This is a genomic window from Cronobacter sp. HA18006 (genome assembly GCF_011605445.1).
Taxonomy (GTDB): Bacteria; Pseudomonadota; Gammaproteobacteria; order Enterobacterales; family Enterobacteriaceae; genus Cronobacter; species Cronobacter sakazakii.
The window spans coordinates 63,522-80,063 of record NZ_JAANQB010000023.1; the positions used below are offsets into that span (position 1 = coordinate 63,522).

Genomic DNA, 16,542 nt, shown 5'->3' on the forward strand with positions numbered 1-16,542 from the left:
GCATTTCACCGGGGTAAAGCTATTGTTTTGGCGCCAACAGGAGAGTTTTGCCTGCGTGAAGTATACAGATAAGCCTGGAGAGGAAGAAGCGGGCGGCGGCCACCGCCCGCAGTGTCAGGATCTGACAGGAAAAAGATCAGTGCGCAGGCGGTGCTACTGCATCCAGATGGTAGGTAATACGTTCCGAAAGACCGCGAATGTCGCCCCCCGTAATGAAAAAGCTGTCATCGGTTTGATTCGGGTTCGTTACAGTAAATCCGAGCGCTTTGTTAATCAGTGTCGCCAGTTGGTAGTGGTTACGCGGGGGTTGCGTGGTGAGCGCATTCAACCGATAAGCCGGATCGTTGCTGAAATAGATAAAAGGCACCTGCGCAATAGGCATCTCTACCACTGAGTGACCAAACAGGCCGCCATCGCCCACACGTTCACCGTGATCCGAAGTAATGAAGACCAGAACGGGTAACTTCGATTTTGCCATCACGGTGCGGATAGCTGATGCCAGTTCTTTATCGTAATAGCGTACCGCGTCGTCGTACTCGTTTTTCTTTTGCGCGACATCATCGCTAAGCTTCGGTGTGGAGAATTTTGCAAAACCCTGCGGAATGTTTCTTTCATAGGGAATATGCGGCGCGCGACTGTTAAGCACCATCAAAAATGGCTTCGTGTAATCCACAGGTGAGGCTTCTACAGAAGGCGTCAGTACGCGATCGGCACCGACATCCGGCGCCGGGCGGATCTGCGTATCTTCCCAGTGATCAATATTATGAATACCGATCCAGTTGCTCAGGCCTTCCAGCCCTTGCGCGGAAATAAATGCCGTCTGATAGCCTTGCTTTTTCGCATTGGCGAACAGATTTGCTGCTTTTGATTTGTAAGCAAAATAGTTATCCGGCTCGCGCAGGTTATTCACCAGCATGGGAATAGCAACACGTGTCGACACCGCATTGGAAATCAAAATGCTTGAGGAGCCCTGATACTGTTTCATCAGTGCGGAAAGCTCTGGTGTGGTATCACGTTCGTAACCCAGGGCGCTGACATGATGAGGGTTCAGACTTTCGCCAATCGCCAGAATGACGGAATATTTACCTTGCTGATAACCCGGTACCGGCGTCACCTGATACGGCTCGTAATGCGCTATTTGCTGATTTTCGCCGGAAATCGCCTCCGGAATGAGACGAATGGAGCTAAAGCTCATCGCAGAGAGGCCGTTACGTAGCAAAGAGTGGCGCAGATCCGGGTTAAATTTATACATCTGCCCGTTAATCGCTTTGTAAAACTGCCCGCCAAACATCACTACAATAATCAGCAGGCAAGGCAAGGCTTGCCACTTTTTCCATTCCGGTGCCAGGCGGCGTGCTGCAAAGAGCGAGAACAGCACGGCTACCAGCATAATAAGAAAATAAATCCCTAACGAACTGAGGCTGTCGCTAATGCCGCTGGCGATATCTTTGGTTTCGACGAAAGCGAGCCAGACTTCGCTTGGGCCATAAAACTGCCCGTAGAAGGTGTAATAAATCGCCTCGCTGATTTGCACGATAAAGGTTACTGCGAGCAGCAACCGCGTAACGAAAAAGCGGGCGCTGGCAGCCGCCAGTAACGCAATAATGAGGTATAACGCCATATCATCCGCTTTAGGGCGATAGACATTATCTTTCATCAGGATGGCGATTTCTGATAGTGAAAACAGAACAAGAATTATCGCTGCCAGTACCAGCGTGCGCACGATATTACGCGGCGACACCGGACGAGCTCCAGAAAGAATAGAGAGCATGAAAAAGAACCTTAGGCCGTCATTACATCTTTTTGGTTAAAGGGCGAATGGCTTTACCGAACGCAAAGCGAAGCGCACGTAAGGCCGTGGGGCGCTGGTGAACGCCTTTCTGCCAGATCTCCTCAAACAGGCTGTACCAACGCGCCGCAACAGCCTGACGAGAATAAACCTCAAGGCGTTTCTCACCCTGCTCCAGCATACGCCGGAAGAGCTCAGGATCATTTTTCAGACGCATAATGGCGTTGAAAGCCTCGTCCGGCGTTTTGGCAATCAGGTAGTCCAGCTCGCTTTCGCGGATAGCGTTGAAGGAGGGTTCGTCATCGCAAATCATGACGGTTTTTCCGAGCCAGCCGTTAATCAGTTTACTGGCAGGCTTACGCGCCAGTTTATGATCGTGTGATTTCCTGAAGCTAAGGCACACGTCCACATCGCGATAATCGGTCCAGTTATTGAACGAGATACGCAGCGTAATGCCCTGTTCCGCAAGACGCTGTTTGAAGGCATCGCTGCCAAATTCCGCCGGGAAGCTATCGACACGGCCAAAATAAGCGACCGTGCGGACGTCATTATCGGTGCGTTCGCGTGGTTGTACGCCAGGCTGTGGCCAGTACGGCACAAAAACTCTGTTTCCGCGATTTTTGAATTGCGGATTTTGCTCTACAACATAGTCTGAGCCGATAACCGGCGGGCGGTCAGCACGTGCAACAACGGTGAGCCCTTTCCAGGGTTTTACGCGCGAGCCGAAATCGTCGTTATGCATTAAATTGATGGCATCGGGGCGGCACTCAGAACCAAACGACACCTCTACCCGCTCGGGATAGTAATAATTCAGCGTCAGGGCCGTCTGGAAAGTCCAGCCGCCGCGCCCACCGCAGTAAAAGCGCTCGGGAATGGTGTCCGGGTTGACGCGGGCATCGACAAGCGACTGAAAATCGGGGTAGTTTTTAGCGATAAAATCGCTACGTGAAACGGCATATAGTTTAATTTTATTCATCAGGAAATTGTCGTAACTAATTTTTTAAGACGGAAGTAGCGACGACCCAGACGCCAGCGCTGTTTAAAGCCGCGCGCGTTCTTCCAGATCATCTCCCAGATGCCCCGATCGAAAAGCTCGCGCGTGATTTCGCGTTTCTTCGCAGGATCTTCAATATTATTAATGCTATGTAAGATCCCAAGCCCTTCTTTGGCTATCTGCCAGTGACACGCCGGAACACGTTTCACCTGTTCGGGATAACGTTCATTAATGGCGTTCAGCATCTCAAGGATTTTCATGTAGTGACGAGCTGAACGCATGCGCGTGTCATCGGTGCCCGGCGTATGGGAAACCGAGGCGGCGTGGATCAGGTAGTCATACAGCGTTTCGTCGATATATTGCACCCGCTGCGCCGTCAGCAACACTTCGGTGGTCCACGGAATATCCTGATGACGCAGGCCATGTTCGAAGCGGAAACCATGACGTTTGATGAAGTCGTGGCGATAAATATTCAGCCAGGTGACATGCAGGAATTTGCGTGAGTTCAACGCCATTTGCAGCCAGGCAGGGCCATCCAGGACGCCGGTAGACGTCAGTCGATCCGAGGGGAAAATCTTCTTCGCCGGACGACCGTCATCATAAATGTATGTACCGTTACAGGTCGCGACATCCAGATTATTTTGCGTGGCGATATCGAGCAGGCGCGGATAAAGCGTCGGGTAGATAACGTCGTCGATATCCGGAAACGCCAGGTATTGGCCTTGCGCCAGTGCCAGTCCGGTATTACGCGCGGCGGATACGCCCTGATTTTCCTGTTTTACATGCTGAAAACGCGGAAATTGCGCGCGGTAGCTTTCGGTGATTTCAGCGGAGCGGTCGGTCGACCCGTCGTCCACGACGATGAGCTCAACGCTTTCCAGTTGCTGGCTTTTAATGCTGTCAAAAAAGGCGCTCAGGAACTTCTCGCCGTTATAAACCGCGACAATGATACTCAGAAGGGGGGTATCAGACATGCTTTCTCCGTGGGATACCGGGTCTTACAGATAAACACTTTTCACCTGGCGTAACGGCGTTTCGACAGCATGTGATGTCAGAAGTTCGCCAGACCATTGCGCCGGTGGCTGCCTATTATCTATGAAGCGATAAAGAAAGCTACCGGCGCGAGCCTGCGTTTAAGAAGGGTTAGTTGACGCTTCTGGCGGCGTGCGCAGGGCGCAAATCCCAATTAACAGCCCTGTCAGCATCATATACTGCTCCAGATAATGGTCTTTAAGGTTATGGTCAACCAGGGTACGGGAGAAGAAACCAATCGTAAACAAGAGCAAGAAAAGCCCTGGCATCGTATTACCGTGGCGGTATTCACGCCAGCCGATATACCAGCACATGACCAGTAATATCAGCCAGCCTGCGATGCCCGCGATACCATTCTGTAACCCGAATTCAATAAGTCCATAATGACTGTGCGGGATATCAATACGCTGATTATTAGTGTCGTGACGTAAAAGGTAATTAAACGCCTCTTTACGCGGCCCCATGCCGAACGGATGTTCTGCGACCAGTTTCCAGCCCTGATGGAAAAAGCTGGCGCGGCAGCCATTGGAATGGTTGATCGGCTTGCCTAAGTCATTAACGGGATGTTTTCCGGTGGCTCTGTTGTAACAGAAGCTATTGAAGGAGGCATTCCAGCCCGTCTCGGCGTCATCTTCCAGGCTGCCCCAGCGCGGGTCGGTTTTCCATGAAGTCACCACCAGCGCGCCTGCCACCACGACGATAGCCAGGAAAATGCTACCCACCTTAATCACGTTGCTACGCCGCATCTTATGCAGGCTTAGCAGGAGAAAAGTCGAAAAGAGGCTGCCTACCAGGCCGATCGTGCCCCAGCGGGTGTCGACCAGTGCGGTGCATAGCAGATTGGCGAGCAACATCAAAACCAGAACCGGCGATTTTAGCGTCATAAAGCGCTGATGCAGCAGACTGCGCGTCAGTAACTCCGCCAGCAAGAAGCCGGTTATCATATTGACCTGGAAGCTCATGCGGGTGCGGTTAAACACAATTCGCGTCTCGCCCCAGTGAATGACTCCGTCACGCCAGTACAGATAAAGCGAGTCCAGTAAATGGATCAGGATAACGCCCCAGAAACACAGGATCACCGCCGTGAACAGCCTGGCGGCAGTAAGTGAAGGGAATCTGTCCTGTAAAACCGGCATCAGCAGGATGCCCGAGGTAAAAAGTAAAACGGGCCTGACCCATTGCCCGTCCCAGGTTCCGATCATTTCTTTAATATCAGGCGCAACAATAAAACCGTTGATTAAAATAAAGAACGTCAGTAACCAGATGAACAGCATCACCGGTTTGATTTTAGGTATGTTTAAATGCTGACGAGCTGAAGACGACGTAAAAAACAGGCCAACAGTGAGCGCAATAGAAAGATAGATAAAGACGTTGCGATGGAAAGGTAACATTCCATTCGGAATAGGCCATACAAAGCAAAGCGCCAGTACGGATACGAACAAAAGCCCGGACAAAGCATTACGTTTAGTGTTCATAAAAATTAACAACTTGTAAGGACAGTTTGCTTAACATGTGGTCTTAAAAATTCAGAAATATCTCGTAAGACTCTGCGAAAAAACAATAAATTGCACGGCAAAGTAGCACAGATAATATCTATAAAGAAGGATAATGTTTGTAAGTATTCATAAAGCCAAAGGTATAATTGTGCTGCCGGACACGCTGGCTAATAACAGGAAGATTATGCATATCGTTCATACCGAAGCAGACGGCGGAAAGGGTGGTCAGCCGCTGCGCATTATTAACGAATCTCTCGGCATGCAGGCGCGCGGCCATCAGGTCACTATTGTCTGCCCTGAAGAGGTACCGCTGAACGCGCTGGCGCGGGACGCTGGCCTGACGGTCGTCAATCTGCCTGTCGGTCGTAAAAAAATTCCCAATCTGCTGCGCCTGCGTGCGTGGCTGAAACATGAGGCGGGGCATATTGACGTTATCAATAGCCACAACTCCGTTGACACCTGGCTTGTCGCGCTGGCCAGCGCGACGCTGCGTAACCCGCCGCCGCTGGTGCGTACCCGTCACGCTTCCGGCAAGCCGCGAAATAACCGTGGGACGCGATGGTTGTTTGGCACCGCCTGCGCGCATGTGGTGACGACCGGTGAAGCGTTGCGCCATCAGCTTGAAGAGATCGGCGTACCGCTTTCTCACAGCACTTCTGTGCCAAGCGGCGTCGATACCGCGCGGTTTAAGCCGGGCGATAAACACGCGGCGCGTCAGGATTGCGGACTGAGTGAAGACGATTTCTGGCTCGGCGTGGTCTCGCATTTGCGTCCAAACAAAGGCCATAGCGTGTTGTTACAGGCGCTGGCGCAAATCGATAATCCGCATATCCGGCTGGCGATTGTTGGCGAAGGGCCGCACCGCGCCGCGCTGGAGCAGGAAATTGCCGCGCTGGGGTTGCAAACACGTGTGGTAATGGTCGGGCATCAGCGCGAGCCGCAGAAGTGGTTTCCGGCGTTTGATATTGCACTGAGCCCGTCGCACGATATGGAAGGCGTGCCGCAGGGCGTTTTGCAGTCGCTGGCGTCGCGCGTTGCGACCATCGCCACGGACGCAGGCGGCACGGCGGATGCCGTCATTGATAATCAAACCGGATTATTAGTCGGCCAGCGGGACGCGCAGGCGTTAAAAGGCGCCATCATGCGGCTCTATGACGACGCGGCGCTGCGCGAGCGGCTGGCGCAGCAGGGTTATGAGTACCTGTGCAGCCATTTTACGCGTGACTGTATGCTGGATGCGATGGAGCAGGTGTTCCGAAACGCCAGCCGTCAGGCCAGCAGTTCACGATAAAGCGCATTGAGTTCCTGGGCCATTCTTTCCAGCGTCCAGGGCTCTGCGGTGCGCCGCGCGGCGCTGATGTAATCTTTCCCGGCGGCGCGCCCTGTCAGCCACTGACCAATCGCCTCGCTATAGCCGGGCGCATCAAGCGCATCACGCACCCAGCCATTCTCGCCTTCCTGCACCCATTCCGCTGCGCCGCAGCCGTGGCTCGTTAACAGCGGCAGGCCGCAGGCGAGCGCTTCCACGCAGACATTGGGGAACGGATCGTAGAGCGTGGGTAAAATCAGGGCATCAGCGCTGCCATACACCGTTTTGATATCCGCGATCGGGCCGAGAAATTTGACGCGCGCCGCGACGCCAAGCTTGTGCGCCAGCGCTTCGAAACGGCGCGCGTGTTTATCGCGTCCGGCCACCAGCAGCCAGACGGTGGGGTGGTCAACTATCGCTTTCAGCGCTACCGCAACGCCTTTACGGGCAAATCCGGAACCGACGTAAGCGAGTACCGGCGCATCAGCCGGAACACCCAGCTCGCTTCGAAGTGAGTGCTCACGTACTGAGGGGTGAAACACTGACGTATCAACACCGTTATAAATCACCGTCAGTTGATTATCCGCCAGTCCGAAACGGCGGGCGATATCGTCGCGCACCATTCGGGAGTTACAAATCACTTTGCGAAGTTTCGGATGCATAAACATCTCGCGCTCCGCTTTGAGAATGTAACGATGATATGCGCTAAAGGACTGCGCCCAGCGTGCCAGCGGCGACTGAATGCGATGGTATTGTTCAAGCCAGGCGGCGTGCACACCATCGCCGGCGCGGAAAATCGTGGCACCCGGGATACGCTCGTGACTTTGCACGATATCAAATGCCGCAAACTGCGCGGCGGCGGCGGCGGCAAAACCGGCCTCACGCGCTTTACGATTGCGAAACGGCGGATCGACCGTCAGCGTCTGCCAGCCCGCGCCGCTTTCCCACTGGCGGGCAATCAGCGTGATATCCAGCTCGCCGCTTTGCGACAGCACATTCAGCGCGCGCGAAACAAAGCGCTCCGCGCCGCCGTTAGGGTTCCAGGTCTGTCTGACGATGGCCAGCTTCATGCAGGCGTTTCCAGCAGCAGAGTATCGATAGCGCTCAGCACCTGTTGAGGCGTTATGGCGGTGATGCAGTCAGAGACGCCGCTGTCGCCGCAGCCTGCTTTACCGCAGGGCTGACAGGTAAAGCCTGCGGTGATAACGCGATGCGATACGCCCCAGGGCGACCACTTAATGGCACCGGTCGGCCCGAAAATCGCGACGGTCGGCGTGCCGACGGCGCTTGCCAGATGCATCGGCATTGAATCGACGCCGAAGTAAATCCGGGCGTGTTTCATCAGCGCGCCAAGCTGTTTCAGATTCAGCTGACCGCTCAGATCAAATACTGGCTGTGTCAGCGCAGCGCGAAGTTTATCCATATACTCTGTTTCTTCGCGGGACGGCGCAGCGGAGAGGATAACCGGCAGTCCACGGCTCGCCAGTGCATCGATGGTAGCGGCCAGCGCGCGGGTATCCCAGGATTTAAACATCCAGCGCGAGGTGGGATGCACCAGAATGTAGTCGCCGCTTTTCAGGCCAAACGCGGCCAGCTTATCCTGGATAAACGCTTCTGCTTCGTCGCCGGGCACAAACAACGTGCGTTTGTCGTCGCTGGTGGCCGGATGAATACCGATACGACGCAGCGCGTCGAGGTTCACTTCCACCATATGACGTGTGTTGTCCTGAATCGCCGGATAGAGCGTGGTGAACGATTTTACCCAGCGGCGGCGCGCGAAGCCGCTGCGTTTGTCCGGGCGAAAGCCCACAGAGACGCGTGGTTTCAGCAGGCGCGCCAGACGAGCGCCGTGCCAGTGTTCGGTCAGGTTAATCAGCACGTCATACTGGCGGGCTTTGAGGGTTTTCACCAGTCCCCGGTAAAGCTGAAACTGCTTAAGAAGCCCCTGTTTGCGCCAGTTGCGGCCAATGGTGTGCACCTGGTCGATATGCGGATGGCTGGTCAGCATCGCCTGGGTGTCGTCATATACCAGCGCATCCACTTCTGCCTGCGGGTACGCTTTTTTCAGCACCGTGAAGCAGGGAGAGGTCAACAATACGTCGCCGTGGTGGCGCAGCTTAATGATCAGAACGCGCTTTGGCGGGCGTTCAGGCGTGAATAAGTCAGGCATGGGCACTCTCTGAAACGGATGTTTCCCCGCAAAGCCAGGGACGCAGTTGTTCAAAAACGGTAGCGGCGGGCAGATCGGCAAGCTTCAGCGAATCCACCGGACGACAGACAAACTGGTTTTTCCCGTAGCCCCCAATCAGCCCCGGATCGGTCGGCCCGTAGAGCGTGACGTTCGGGCGATCGAGCGCGGCGGTGAGATGGCTCAGGCCGGTATCTACCGACACCACAAACCGCGCGCCCGCCAGCTGGTGGGCCACTTGCTCAAGCGTCAGGCGTGGGAGCACCTGCACATAATTAAAACCTTCAGCAAGCCGTTTGGCCCGCGCTTCTTCGTGCGGCGCGCCCCACGGCAGACGAATCTGCAGACCCGTCGGGCCCAGCAGTGCGATAAGCTCGCGCCAGTGCGCTTCCGGCCAGTGTTTTTCATCGCGCGTGGTGGCGTGCAGGAACACGACATAACGCCCGGCGTCGTCCGCAGGCTGGCGCAAAAAATGCTGCGCGATGGCGTAATCGCCCTGGGCTGCGGGTTTTGCATAGCCGAGGCTTTTCGCAAAGAGTTCGCGGGTGCGCTCCACGGCGTGCTGCGCTTTCGCAATATGGTGACGGCGGTGATAAAAAAGACTGGCAAGCGGCTCGCGCGCCGTCTGCCAGTCCATGCCATGCTTAACGCCGCGTGCCAGGCGCGTCACCAGGGCGGCGCTTTTGACCAGCCCCTGCGCGTCGATCACCGCATCGTAATTTACCGCCCGCAGCGCGTCGCGAAAGGCGCGGCGCTCGGCTTTGACCGGCGCGGAAAACCACGCCTTGCGCCAGCGACGGATCGCCACCGGCAGCACGCGTTCAACCGCCGGATGCCATGAAGGGATCTGCGCGAAGCCTTCTTCCACGACCCAGTCGAATCGGATATCCGGCATCGCCTGCATGGCGTCGGTTAACGCGGGCAGCGTATGAAGCACATCACCCATTGAGGAGGTTTTCACAACAAGCACCCGCATCCGTCAGGCTTCCTCGTTCAGCAGCAGTTCGTTGAGCGTCTCCAGAACGCGGGCAGGCGTAATGTCGATAAGACTCTGGTGGTAGCCTTCGGCGGCGTCGCCTTTACGCACTTTATGGTAGCCGGTGATGAGACGAATCACTTTGGCCTTATGCGACAGCGGCGGCGTGAAATCCGGGCTGCTCGGGCCGTAGAGCGCCACCAGCGGGCGATCGAGCGCGGCGGCCACGTGCATCAGGCCGGAATCATTGGTCACCACGGCCTTACAGGCGGCAATCAGCACCACGGCCTGCTCAAGCTGGGTTTCGCCCGCCAGATTACGGCACCACGCCTGCTGTTCAACACTCAGCGCCGCGAGGATTTCATTGCCCGCTTCGTGATCTTTCGCCGAGCCAAACAGCGCCACCTGGTAACCTTCGTCAATCAGCTGTTTTGCCAGCTCTGCGTAGTGATAATGCGGCCAGCGTTTCGCCGGGCCAAACTCCGCGCCGGGGCAGAAGCCGATTATCGGGCGCTCGGCGGAAAGCGCGAACTGCGCGCAGGTCTGGCTTTTTTCCGCGTCCGTGACCAGCAGTTGCGGCCAGAGTAAGGGCTGCGGCAAATCTTTTGCCGACTGCATCACGCCCTTATCGTAGGCCAGCGCGACATAACGCTCGACCATCAGCGGCCATGCCTGTTTATCCAGCACACGAACATCGTTAAGCAGGCCGTAGCGCATCTCGCCGCGCCAGCCGGTGCGGTGCGGGATACCTGCGAAAAACGGCACCAGCGCCGATTTGAATGAGTTTGGCAGCACGTACGCGCGATCGTAGCGGCGTTCACGCAGGCTATGGCCCAGTCGACGGCGCTCGCCAAGCCCCAGCGCGCCGTGGCCGAGCGGCATGGGGATCGCCTCATTCACCTCCGGCATACGCGACAGCAGTGGACGGCACCACGCGGGTGCCATCACATCAATCACCGCCTGCGGATAACGGGCCCGGAGCGTGCGATAGAGACTTTGCGACATCATCATGTCGCCCACCCATGACGGGCCGATCACCAGTATTTTCATGCATCAGCCTGCTTATGCGTCGCGGTTCAGCCAGGCCATATATTCCGCGACCCCTTCGGCAACGGTTTTAAACGGCTTGTCATAGCCCGCAGCGCGCAGGTTAGTGAGATCGGCCTGAGTAAACGCCTGATAGCGGCCTTTAAGTTTTTCCGGGAACGGGATGTATTCGATGCTGCCTTTTTTATGGAAGGCCAGCGCGGCATCCGCTACGGCCTGGAACGACTCCGCACGGCCGGTGCCGCAGTTGAAAATGCCGGATACGCCGTTCTGCCAGAACCACAGGTTTACTGCGGCCACGTCGCCCACGTAGATGAAGTCGCGCTTGAAGTTTTCGCTGCCTTCAAACAGTTTCGGGCTTTCGCCGTTGTTCAGTTGCGTATTGAGGTGGAACGCCACGCTCGCCATGCTGCCTTTGTGGCCTTCGCGCGGTCCGTAGACGTTAAAGTAACGGAAGCCGGTGATCTGCGAGTTCGCTTCCGGCAGGATCTGACGAACGTATTCATCGAACAGGAATTTCGAGTAGCCGTATACATTCAGCGGCTTCTCATATTCGCGTGATTCGATAAAGTCAGAGGTGCGACCGCCGTAGGTGGCGGCGGAAGAGGCGTACAGGAACGGAATTTCGCGCTCCAGGCAGTAGTGCAGTAGCTCTTTGGAGTACTGATAGTTGTTGTCCATCATGTACTTGCCGTCCCACTCGGTGGTGGAGGAGCAGGCGCCTTCGTGGAACACGGCTTCAACCTCGCCGAACTCCTCGCCAGACATGATCTGCACCTGGAAATCTTCTTTATCCATGTAATCGGCGATATTCAGATCCACCAGGTTGACGAACTTGGTGCCGTCTTTCAGGTTGTCCACCACCAGAATGTCGGTATAGCCGATGTCGTTCAGAGCCTTAACAATGTTGCTGCCGATAAAACCCGCGCCGCCGGTAACGATAATCATAAGCCTGTCCTTCAGAATGTGAGCCGGGAAAAATCTCCGGCGTGAATAGTATCAATCATACCATCACATTGGTTGCCCTACAGCCATTGGCCGTTTCAGCCGAAGCAAGTTTGCCCGTCTCGCGTGATTTATGCTGCAAAACAAAGAATCGGTGCTTCGTCATCTCGTCTCTGTCCATAGCTTTGGGTAATAATATGTGCCGAACTGGCTCATGTCTGGAGAATTGCAATGCGAGGGGATTTTTACCAACAGCTTTCCGCCGATTTAGAAACGGCGCGCGCCGAAGGCTTGTTTAAGGAAGAACGAATCATCACCTCCGCCCAGCAGGCGGATATCCAGGTGGCAGACGGCAGCCACGTCATCAACTTTTGCGCCAACAACTATCTTGGTCTGGCGAATCACCCTGAGCTTATCGCCGCGGCGAAGCAGGGCATGGACACTCACGGCTTCGGCATGGCCTCGGTGCGCTTTATCTGCGGCACCCAGGACAGCCACAAGCTGCTCGAAAATAAGCTGGCCGCGTTTCTCGGCATGGAAGACGCCATTCTTTACTCTTCCTGCTTTGATGCTAACGGCGGGCTGTTTGAAACGCTGCTCGGCGCGGAAGACGCGATTATCTCCGATGCGCTGAACCATGCTTCCATCATCGACGGCGTGCGCCTGTGTAAAGCAAAGCGTTTCCGGTACGCCAATAACGATATGCAGGAGCTGGAAGCGCGTCTGAAAGAGGCCCGTGAAGCGGGCGCGCGCCATATTCTTATCGCGACAGACGGCGTGTTCTCGATGGACGGCGTGATCGCCAACCTGAAAGGCGTGTGCGATCTGGCGGATAAATATGACGCGCTGGTGATGGTGGATGATTCTCACGCGGTCGGTTTTGTCGGCGAAAACGGGCGCGGTTCACATGAATATTGTGACGTGATGGGCCGCGTGGACATTATCACCGGCACGCTGGGCAAAGCGCTTGGCGGCGCGTCCGGCGGCTATACCGCGGCGCGCAAAGAGGTCGTCGAATGGCTGCGTCAGCGTTCACGCCCGTATCTCTTCTCAAACTCACTGGCACCGGCGATTGTCGCGGCGTCCATCAAAGTGCTGGAGATGGTGGAATCCGGCGCTGATCTGCGTGCGCGTCTGTGGTCCAACGCGCATCTGTTCCGCGAGAAGATGACGGCGGCGGGCTTTACGCTGGCGGGCGCCGATCACGCCATTATCCCGGTAATGCTGGGCGATGCCGTTATCGCGCAGGAATTCGCCCGCGAGCTGCAAAAAGAGGGCATTTACGTGACCGGCTTCTTCTATCCGGTGGTGCCGAAAGGCCAGGCGCGTATTCGCACCCAGATGTCGGCGGCGCATACTCCTGAACAAATTGAACGTGCGGTCGATGCGTTTACCCGCATCGGTAAACAGTTAGGCGTGATTGCCTGAGGGCGTGAAATGAAAGCATTATCAAAACTGAAACCGGCAGAAGGCATCTGGATGACCGATGTGCCGCAGCCGGAAGTGGGTCATAACGATCTGCTGATCAAAATTCGCAAAACCGCGATTTGCGGCACCGACGTGCATATTTACAACTGGGATGACTGGTCGCAAAAAACCATTCCGGTGCCGATGGTTGTCGGCCATGAATATGTTGGCGAAGTGGTCGGCATTGGCCAGGAAGTGAAAGGCTTTAAAATTGGCGATCGCGTCAGCGGCGAAGGCCACATTACCTGCGGCCACTGCCGTAACTGCCGCGGCGGGCGCACGCATCTGTGCCGCAACACCGTTGGCGTGGGCGTCAACCGTCCGGGCTGTTTCGCGGAATATCTGGTGATCCCGGCGTTCAACGCGTTCAAAATCCCGGACAATATCTCTGACGACCTGGCTTCCATCTTTGACCCGTTCGGCAACGCCGTACATACGGCGCTCTCGTTTGATCTGGTCGGTGAAGATGTGCTGGTGTCAGGCGCGGGCCCGATCGGCATCATGGCGGCAGCAGTAGCGAAACATGTCGGTGCGCGTAACGTCGTCATTACCGATGTGAATGAGTATCGCTTGTCGCTGGCCCGCAAAATGGGCGTTACCCGCGCGGTGAACGTCGCGAACGAAAGCCTGCAGGACGTGATGAACGAACTGGGCATGACGGAAGGCTTCGATGTGGGCCTTGAGATGTCCGGCGCGCCGCCGGCATTTCGCACCATGCTGGACACCATGAACCACGGCGGACGTATTGCGATGCTGGGTATTCCGCCCTCCGATATGTCCATCGACTGGAACAAAGTCATTTTTAAAGGGCTCTTCATCAAAGGTATTTATGGCCGCGAGATGTTTGAAACCTGGTACAAAATGGCCGCGCTCATTCAGTCTGGCCTGGATCTGTCGCCGATTATCACCCATCGCTTCACCATCGATGACTTCCAGAAGGGCTTTGACGCTATGCGTTCCGGCCAGTCCGGGAAGGTGATCCTGAGCTGGGATTAACCCTTAATTACGGCGCCTGATTATTCGGGCGCCGCTACTATTTTCAGTGGTTATGCTTTATAAAAGCGAATTGCTACCGTCTGCCCCGATTTTTATAACTCCCTTTTTACACGCAATATCACGCCAATACCTGACTCTCTTTGTAAAAGAGCGGTGGGCTTTTTTTTGCATGTATTTAAAAGTGTCGTCAGAAAAAATAAAATACAATCCGCGTCTTCATGTCTATTCTGTTAGAACAAAAGTCCACGAAATAGGGCCTGCGTATTTCGAGCGTTTTGTTGTTGGTAATTCCTCTGCTAGTCGTTATCTACGTTACGCAAGCTCGCTATTGTTGAGCCAATCTCTTATCGCTGCAGGCCCGTGTACGCGCCCTTTATCGCCATGACAGGCTGTTCGTCTGCGTAGACAGAAAAAAATATCGTGGCTGATTCTGGACTTACGCCACATTTGCGCACTTTTTCTTTATCGTTTTTGCCTGCCGTGCCTATATTGTTTGTTCAGGCCTGGTTAAATGTTGTGAATCACTATGCTTAAACTCTCCGTTTGCGTTCTGACCTGCAACTCTGCGCGCTTGCTGCGTGAAGTGTTACCACCATTGTTGATTATTGCTGATGAAATGGTGGTGCTGGATTCCGGCAGCCATGACGACACCGTGGCGATTTGTCATGAATATGGCATTACGCCGCATTTTCACCCTTATGCTATGCACGGCCAGCAGATGAATCATGCGATTAGCCTTGCCTCGCATGACTGGGTGCTCTGTATGGACAGCGATGAAATCCTCGATGATGAAACCGTCGATTTTATTCTGGCGCTGAAAGCAGGTGACGAACCGCGCCCTGATCAGGCCTGGCGAATTTCCCGCTACTGGCATGTACTTGGCGAGCCTGTGCGCACCATTTATCCCATCTCCTCGCCTGATTTCCCGGTCCGGCTTTTTAACCGTCGTTCGGCGCGATTTAACGATCGCCCTGTGGATGACAAAGTGGAAGGGCAGTTACAGACGGTAAAAATTCCCGGCTATGTTCGTCACGATACGTTTTACTCGTTGCATGAAGTTTTTAATAAATTAAACAGTTATACGACGCGGCTGGTGAAATATAAAAAAGTGCGTCCGTCGCTGCTTCGCGGTGTGATAAGCGCGATCGGCGCGTTTTTTAAATGGTATCTGTTTAGCGGAGCCTGGCGACAGGGTCGGGTGGGGCTGGTAACGGGCTTATATGCCACGTTTTACAGCTTCCTCAAATACTTCAAAGCCTGGTATGCGCACGGCGATAAAAAAAAGGTGCCGGTAAAAAAACATTCTGACTCACCGCTCCCTCGATAATAAAAAACCCGCCTTCCGGCGGGTTTTTTATTCAGGACTGTTTGCCCCATCCTTGCCATTGATGACGCAAATAACTCACCAGCGGGCTCTGGCTGACGCTTTCGCCGATCACCGTAAAGAAACGCGTGGCATAGACCGGCTCAGGCTGGCGTTTCGGCTTGCAAAGCTTCACACCACGGAACGGGTTACGCGGCGCGGTCGGCACGGTCTGTGAAGGCGGCGCGACGTTTGGTCTTGATGTATCCACCTGCGGCTCGTTCAGCAGGCTGCTCGCGCGCACCAGCGTAATATCGGGCGGCAGATTGTAGAGCATTTGCTGGAGCACGCGTACCGTTGACGGGTGAGGGTGCCCGATAGCAATCGCCGAGCCGTTACGGCGCGCCAGCGCGACCGCGCGGTTAAACTGATAACGGATATCCGCGTCGTTCTGGGTGTCGTCCAGAAAGACTTTACGCTTGATGACTTTCACGCCGGTGCCTGCGGCGGCGCGCATGGCCTGGCTGTTACTGATGGTCATGCTATCGAGGAAAAAGAGATTGTAGTGCGCGAGCGACGCCATCACTTTCTGCATACCTGGAAGACTTGATGTCATCGCGCTGCCCATATGGTTATTCATGCCGATGGCGTAAGGCACGCTGTTTACCGCTTCGCGAATAATACGCGCGATTTCATCAGCGCTCATGTCCGGGCGCAGCGTGTCTTTTTCCAGCGGTTGTTTGCTGAGCGGCGCCATCGGCAGGTGAATGAGCACGTCATGTCCCTGATTATGGGCTTTAGTCGCCATTTCGCGGGCGTGCGGCGCATTAGGCAGCACGGCGACGGAGACTTCTGCAGGCATCGCCAGCACCTGGTTTTCGGTGCCCGGGCGATAGCCGAAATCATCAATCACGATAGCGAGTTTGCCGGCAAGGGCGGGAGCGGCGAGTGCCAGCGAACCGGCGAGAGCAAAAACAAGACGACGCAACTGAAGCAAAAC

The 16,542-nt window shown here is 55.3% G+C and carries 14 protein-coding genes; 4 read left to right on the top strand and 10 right to left on the bottom strand.

Annotated elements, in window-relative coordinates; all coding sequences use genetic code 11:
- Nucleotides 1–136 precede the first annotated feature (136 nt).
- The 4 genes from G9X48_RS16660 to G9X48_RS16675 form a co-directional block, all read right to left on the bottom strand.
- On the bottom strand, nucleotides 137–1,771 hold the full coding sequence (locus tag G9X48_RS16660) for a sulfatase-like hydrolase/transferase (protein ID WP_007894817.1): 1,635 nt from the start codon (nucleotides 1,769–1,771) through the stop codon (nucleotides 137–139).
- Nucleotides 1,772–1,793: 22 nt separating this feature from the next.
- Entirely contained in the window at nucleotides 1,794–2,765 is a 972-nt protein-coding gene (locus tag G9X48_RS16665) for a glycosyltransferase family 4 protein (RefSeq protein ID WP_166499966.1), read from the bottom strand.
- Nucleotides 2,765–3,757, bottom strand: a complete 993-nt coding sequence (locus tag G9X48_RS16670) for a glycosyltransferase (protein WP_007894811.1) — start codon at nucleotides 3,755–3,757, stop codon at nucleotides 2,765–2,767. The genes G9X48_RS16665 and G9X48_RS16670 overlap by 1 nt, the downstream gene beginning before the upstream one ends.
- Before the next feature lie 159 nt (nucleotides 3,758–3,916).
- Nucleotides 3,917–5,206 (bottom strand): O-antigen ligase family protein, encoded by a 1,290-nt coding sequence (locus G9X48_RS16675; RefSeq protein ID WP_004388479.1) that lies wholly within the window; start codon nucleotides 5,204–5,206, stop codon nucleotides 3,917–3,919.
- Nucleotides 5,207–5,495: 289 nt separating this feature from the next.
- Between G9X48_RS16675 and G9X48_RS16680 the strand changes: the two genes are divergently transcribed.
- Nucleotides 5,496–6,602: a glycosyltransferase family 4 protein gene (locus G9X48_RS16680; RefSeq protein ID WP_237728427.1), complete on the top strand. Its 1,107-nt coding sequence runs from the start codon at nucleotides 5,496–5,498 to the stop codon at nucleotides 6,600–6,602.
- Here G9X48_RS16680 and G9X48_RS16685 read toward each other — a convergent pair.
- From G9X48_RS16685 to rfaD, 5 genes are read right to left on the bottom strand one after another with little or no spacing between them, the layout of a single operon-like run.
- On the bottom strand, nucleotides 6,581–7,690 hold the full coding sequence (locus G9X48_RS16685) for a glycosyltransferase family 4 protein (protein WP_007871911.1): 1,110 nt from the start codon (nucleotides 7,688–7,690) through the stop codon (nucleotides 6,581–6,583). The two genes, G9X48_RS16680 and G9X48_RS16685, sit on opposite strands and share 22 nt — an antisense overlap.
- Entirely contained in the window at nucleotides 7,687–8,790 is a 1,104-nt protein-coding gene (rfaQ, locus tag G9X48_RS16690; RefSeq protein WP_038879036.1) for a putative lipopolysaccharide heptosyltransferase III, read from the bottom strand. The genes G9X48_RS16685 and rfaQ overlap by 4 nt, the downstream gene beginning before the upstream one ends.
- Nucleotides 8,783–9,784, bottom strand: a complete 1,002-nt coding sequence (gene rfaC / locus G9X48_RS16695; RefSeq protein WP_085045725.1) for a lipopolysaccharide heptosyltransferase RfaC — start codon at nucleotides 9,782–9,784, stop codon at nucleotides 8,783–8,785. The genes rfaQ and rfaC overlap by 8 nt, the downstream gene beginning before the upstream one ends.
- Before the next feature lie 3 nt (nucleotides 9,785–9,787).
- On the bottom strand, nucleotides 9,788–10,834 hold the full coding sequence (gene rfaF, locus G9X48_RS16700; protein WP_007895439.1) for an ADP-heptose--LPS heptosyltransferase RfaF: 1,047 nt from the start codon (nucleotides 10,832–10,834) through the stop codon (nucleotides 9,788–9,790).
- 12 nt (nucleotides 10,835–10,846) lie between these two features.
- Nucleotides 10,847–11,779 (bottom strand): ADP-glyceromanno-heptose 6-epimerase, encoded by a 933-nt coding sequence (rfaD, locus tag G9X48_RS16705; protein WP_004388484.1) that lies wholly within the window; start codon nucleotides 11,777–11,779, stop codon nucleotides 10,847–10,849.
- Nucleotides 11,780–12,007: 228 nt separating this feature from the next.
- On the opposite strand from rfaD, the gene kbl reads away from it, so the two are divergent.
- The 3 genes from kbl (at nucleotide 12,008) to G9X48_RS16720 (ending at nucleotide 15,566) form a co-directional block, all read left to right on the top strand.
- Nucleotides 12,008–13,204 (top strand): glycine C-acetyltransferase, encoded by a 1,197-nt coding sequence (gene kbl, locus G9X48_RS16710; RefSeq protein ID WP_004388485.1) that lies wholly within the window; start codon nucleotides 12,008–12,010, stop codon nucleotides 13,202–13,204.
- A 9-nt stretch (nucleotides 13,205–13,213) separates the two neighbouring features.
- Nucleotides 13,214–14,239 (top strand): L-threonine 3-dehydrogenase, encoded by a 1,026-nt coding sequence (tdh, locus tag G9X48_RS16715; RefSeq protein ID WP_085662014.1) that lies wholly within the window; start codon nucleotides 13,214–13,216, stop codon nucleotides 14,237–14,239.
- A 526-nt stretch (nucleotides 14,240–14,765) separates the two neighbouring features.
- The gene (locus G9X48_RS16720) at nucleotides 14,766–15,566 is read left to right on the top strand and encodes a glycosyltransferase family 2 protein (protein ID WP_004388487.1); all 801 of its coding nucleotides are present in this window, start codon (nucleotides 14,766–14,768) and stop codon (nucleotides 15,564–15,566) included.
- A gap of 31 nt (nucleotides 15,567–15,597) precedes the next feature.
- On the opposite strand, the gene G9X48_RS16725 is transcribed toward G9X48_RS16720, so the two are convergent.
- The gene (locus G9X48_RS16725) at nucleotides 15,598–16,539 is read right to left on the bottom strand and encodes a divergent polysaccharide deacetylase family protein (protein ID WP_097641141.1); all 942 of its coding nucleotides are present in this window, start codon (nucleotides 16,537–16,539) and stop codon (nucleotides 15,598–15,600) included.
- Between the last annotated feature and the right edge of the window lie 3 nt (nucleotides 16,540–16,542).

Coding starts and splice junctions, on each gene's coding strand:
- rfaQ (WP_038879036.1), bottom strand. CDS start 8,790: ATGCCTGACTTATTCACGCCTGAACGCCCGCCAAAGCGCGTTCTGATC.
- G9X48_RS16685 (WP_007871911.1), bottom strand. CDS start 7,690: ATGAAGCTGGCCATCGTCAGACAGACCTGGAACCCTAACGGCGGCGCG.
- G9X48_RS16660 (WP_007894817.1), bottom strand. CDS start 1,771: ATGCTCTCTATTCTTTCTGGAGCTCGTCCGGTGTCGCCGCGTAATATC.
- tdh (WP_085662014.1), top strand. CDS start 13,214: ATGAAAGCATTATCAAAACTGAAACCGGCAGAAGGCATCTGGATGACC.
- rfaC (WP_085045725.1), bottom strand. CDS start 9,784: ATGCGGGTGCTTGTTGTGAAAACCTCCTCAATGGGTGATGTGCTTCAT.
- G9X48_RS16675 (WP_004388479.1), bottom strand. CDS start 5,206: ATGTTACCTTTCCATCGCAACGTCTTTATCTATCTTTCTATTGCGCTC.
- G9X48_RS16665 (WP_166499966.1), bottom strand. CDS start 2,765: ATGAATAAAATTAAACTATATGCCGTTTCACGTAGCGATTTTATCGCT.
- rfaF (WP_007895439.1), bottom strand. CDS start 10,834: ATGAAAATACTGGTGATCGGCCCGTCATGGGTGGGCGACATGATGATG.
- kbl (WP_004388485.1), top strand. CDS start 12,008: ATGCGAGGGGATTTTTACCAACAGCTTTCCGCCGATTTAGAAACGGCG.
- G9X48_RS16680 (WP_237728427.1), top strand. CDS start 5,496: ATGCATATCGTTCATACCGAAGCAGACGGCGGAAAGGGTGGTCAGCCG.
- rfaD (WP_004388484.1), bottom strand. CDS start 11,779: ATGATTATCGTTACCGGCGGCGCGGGTTTTATCGGCAGCAACATTGTT.
- G9X48_RS16720 (WP_004388487.1), top strand. CDS start 14,766: ATGCTTAAACTCTCCGTTTGCGTTCTGACCTGCAACTCTGCGCGCTTG.
- G9X48_RS16670 (WP_007894811.1), bottom strand. CDS start 3,757: ATGTCTGATACCCCCCTTCTGAGTATCATTGTCGCGGTTTATAACGGC.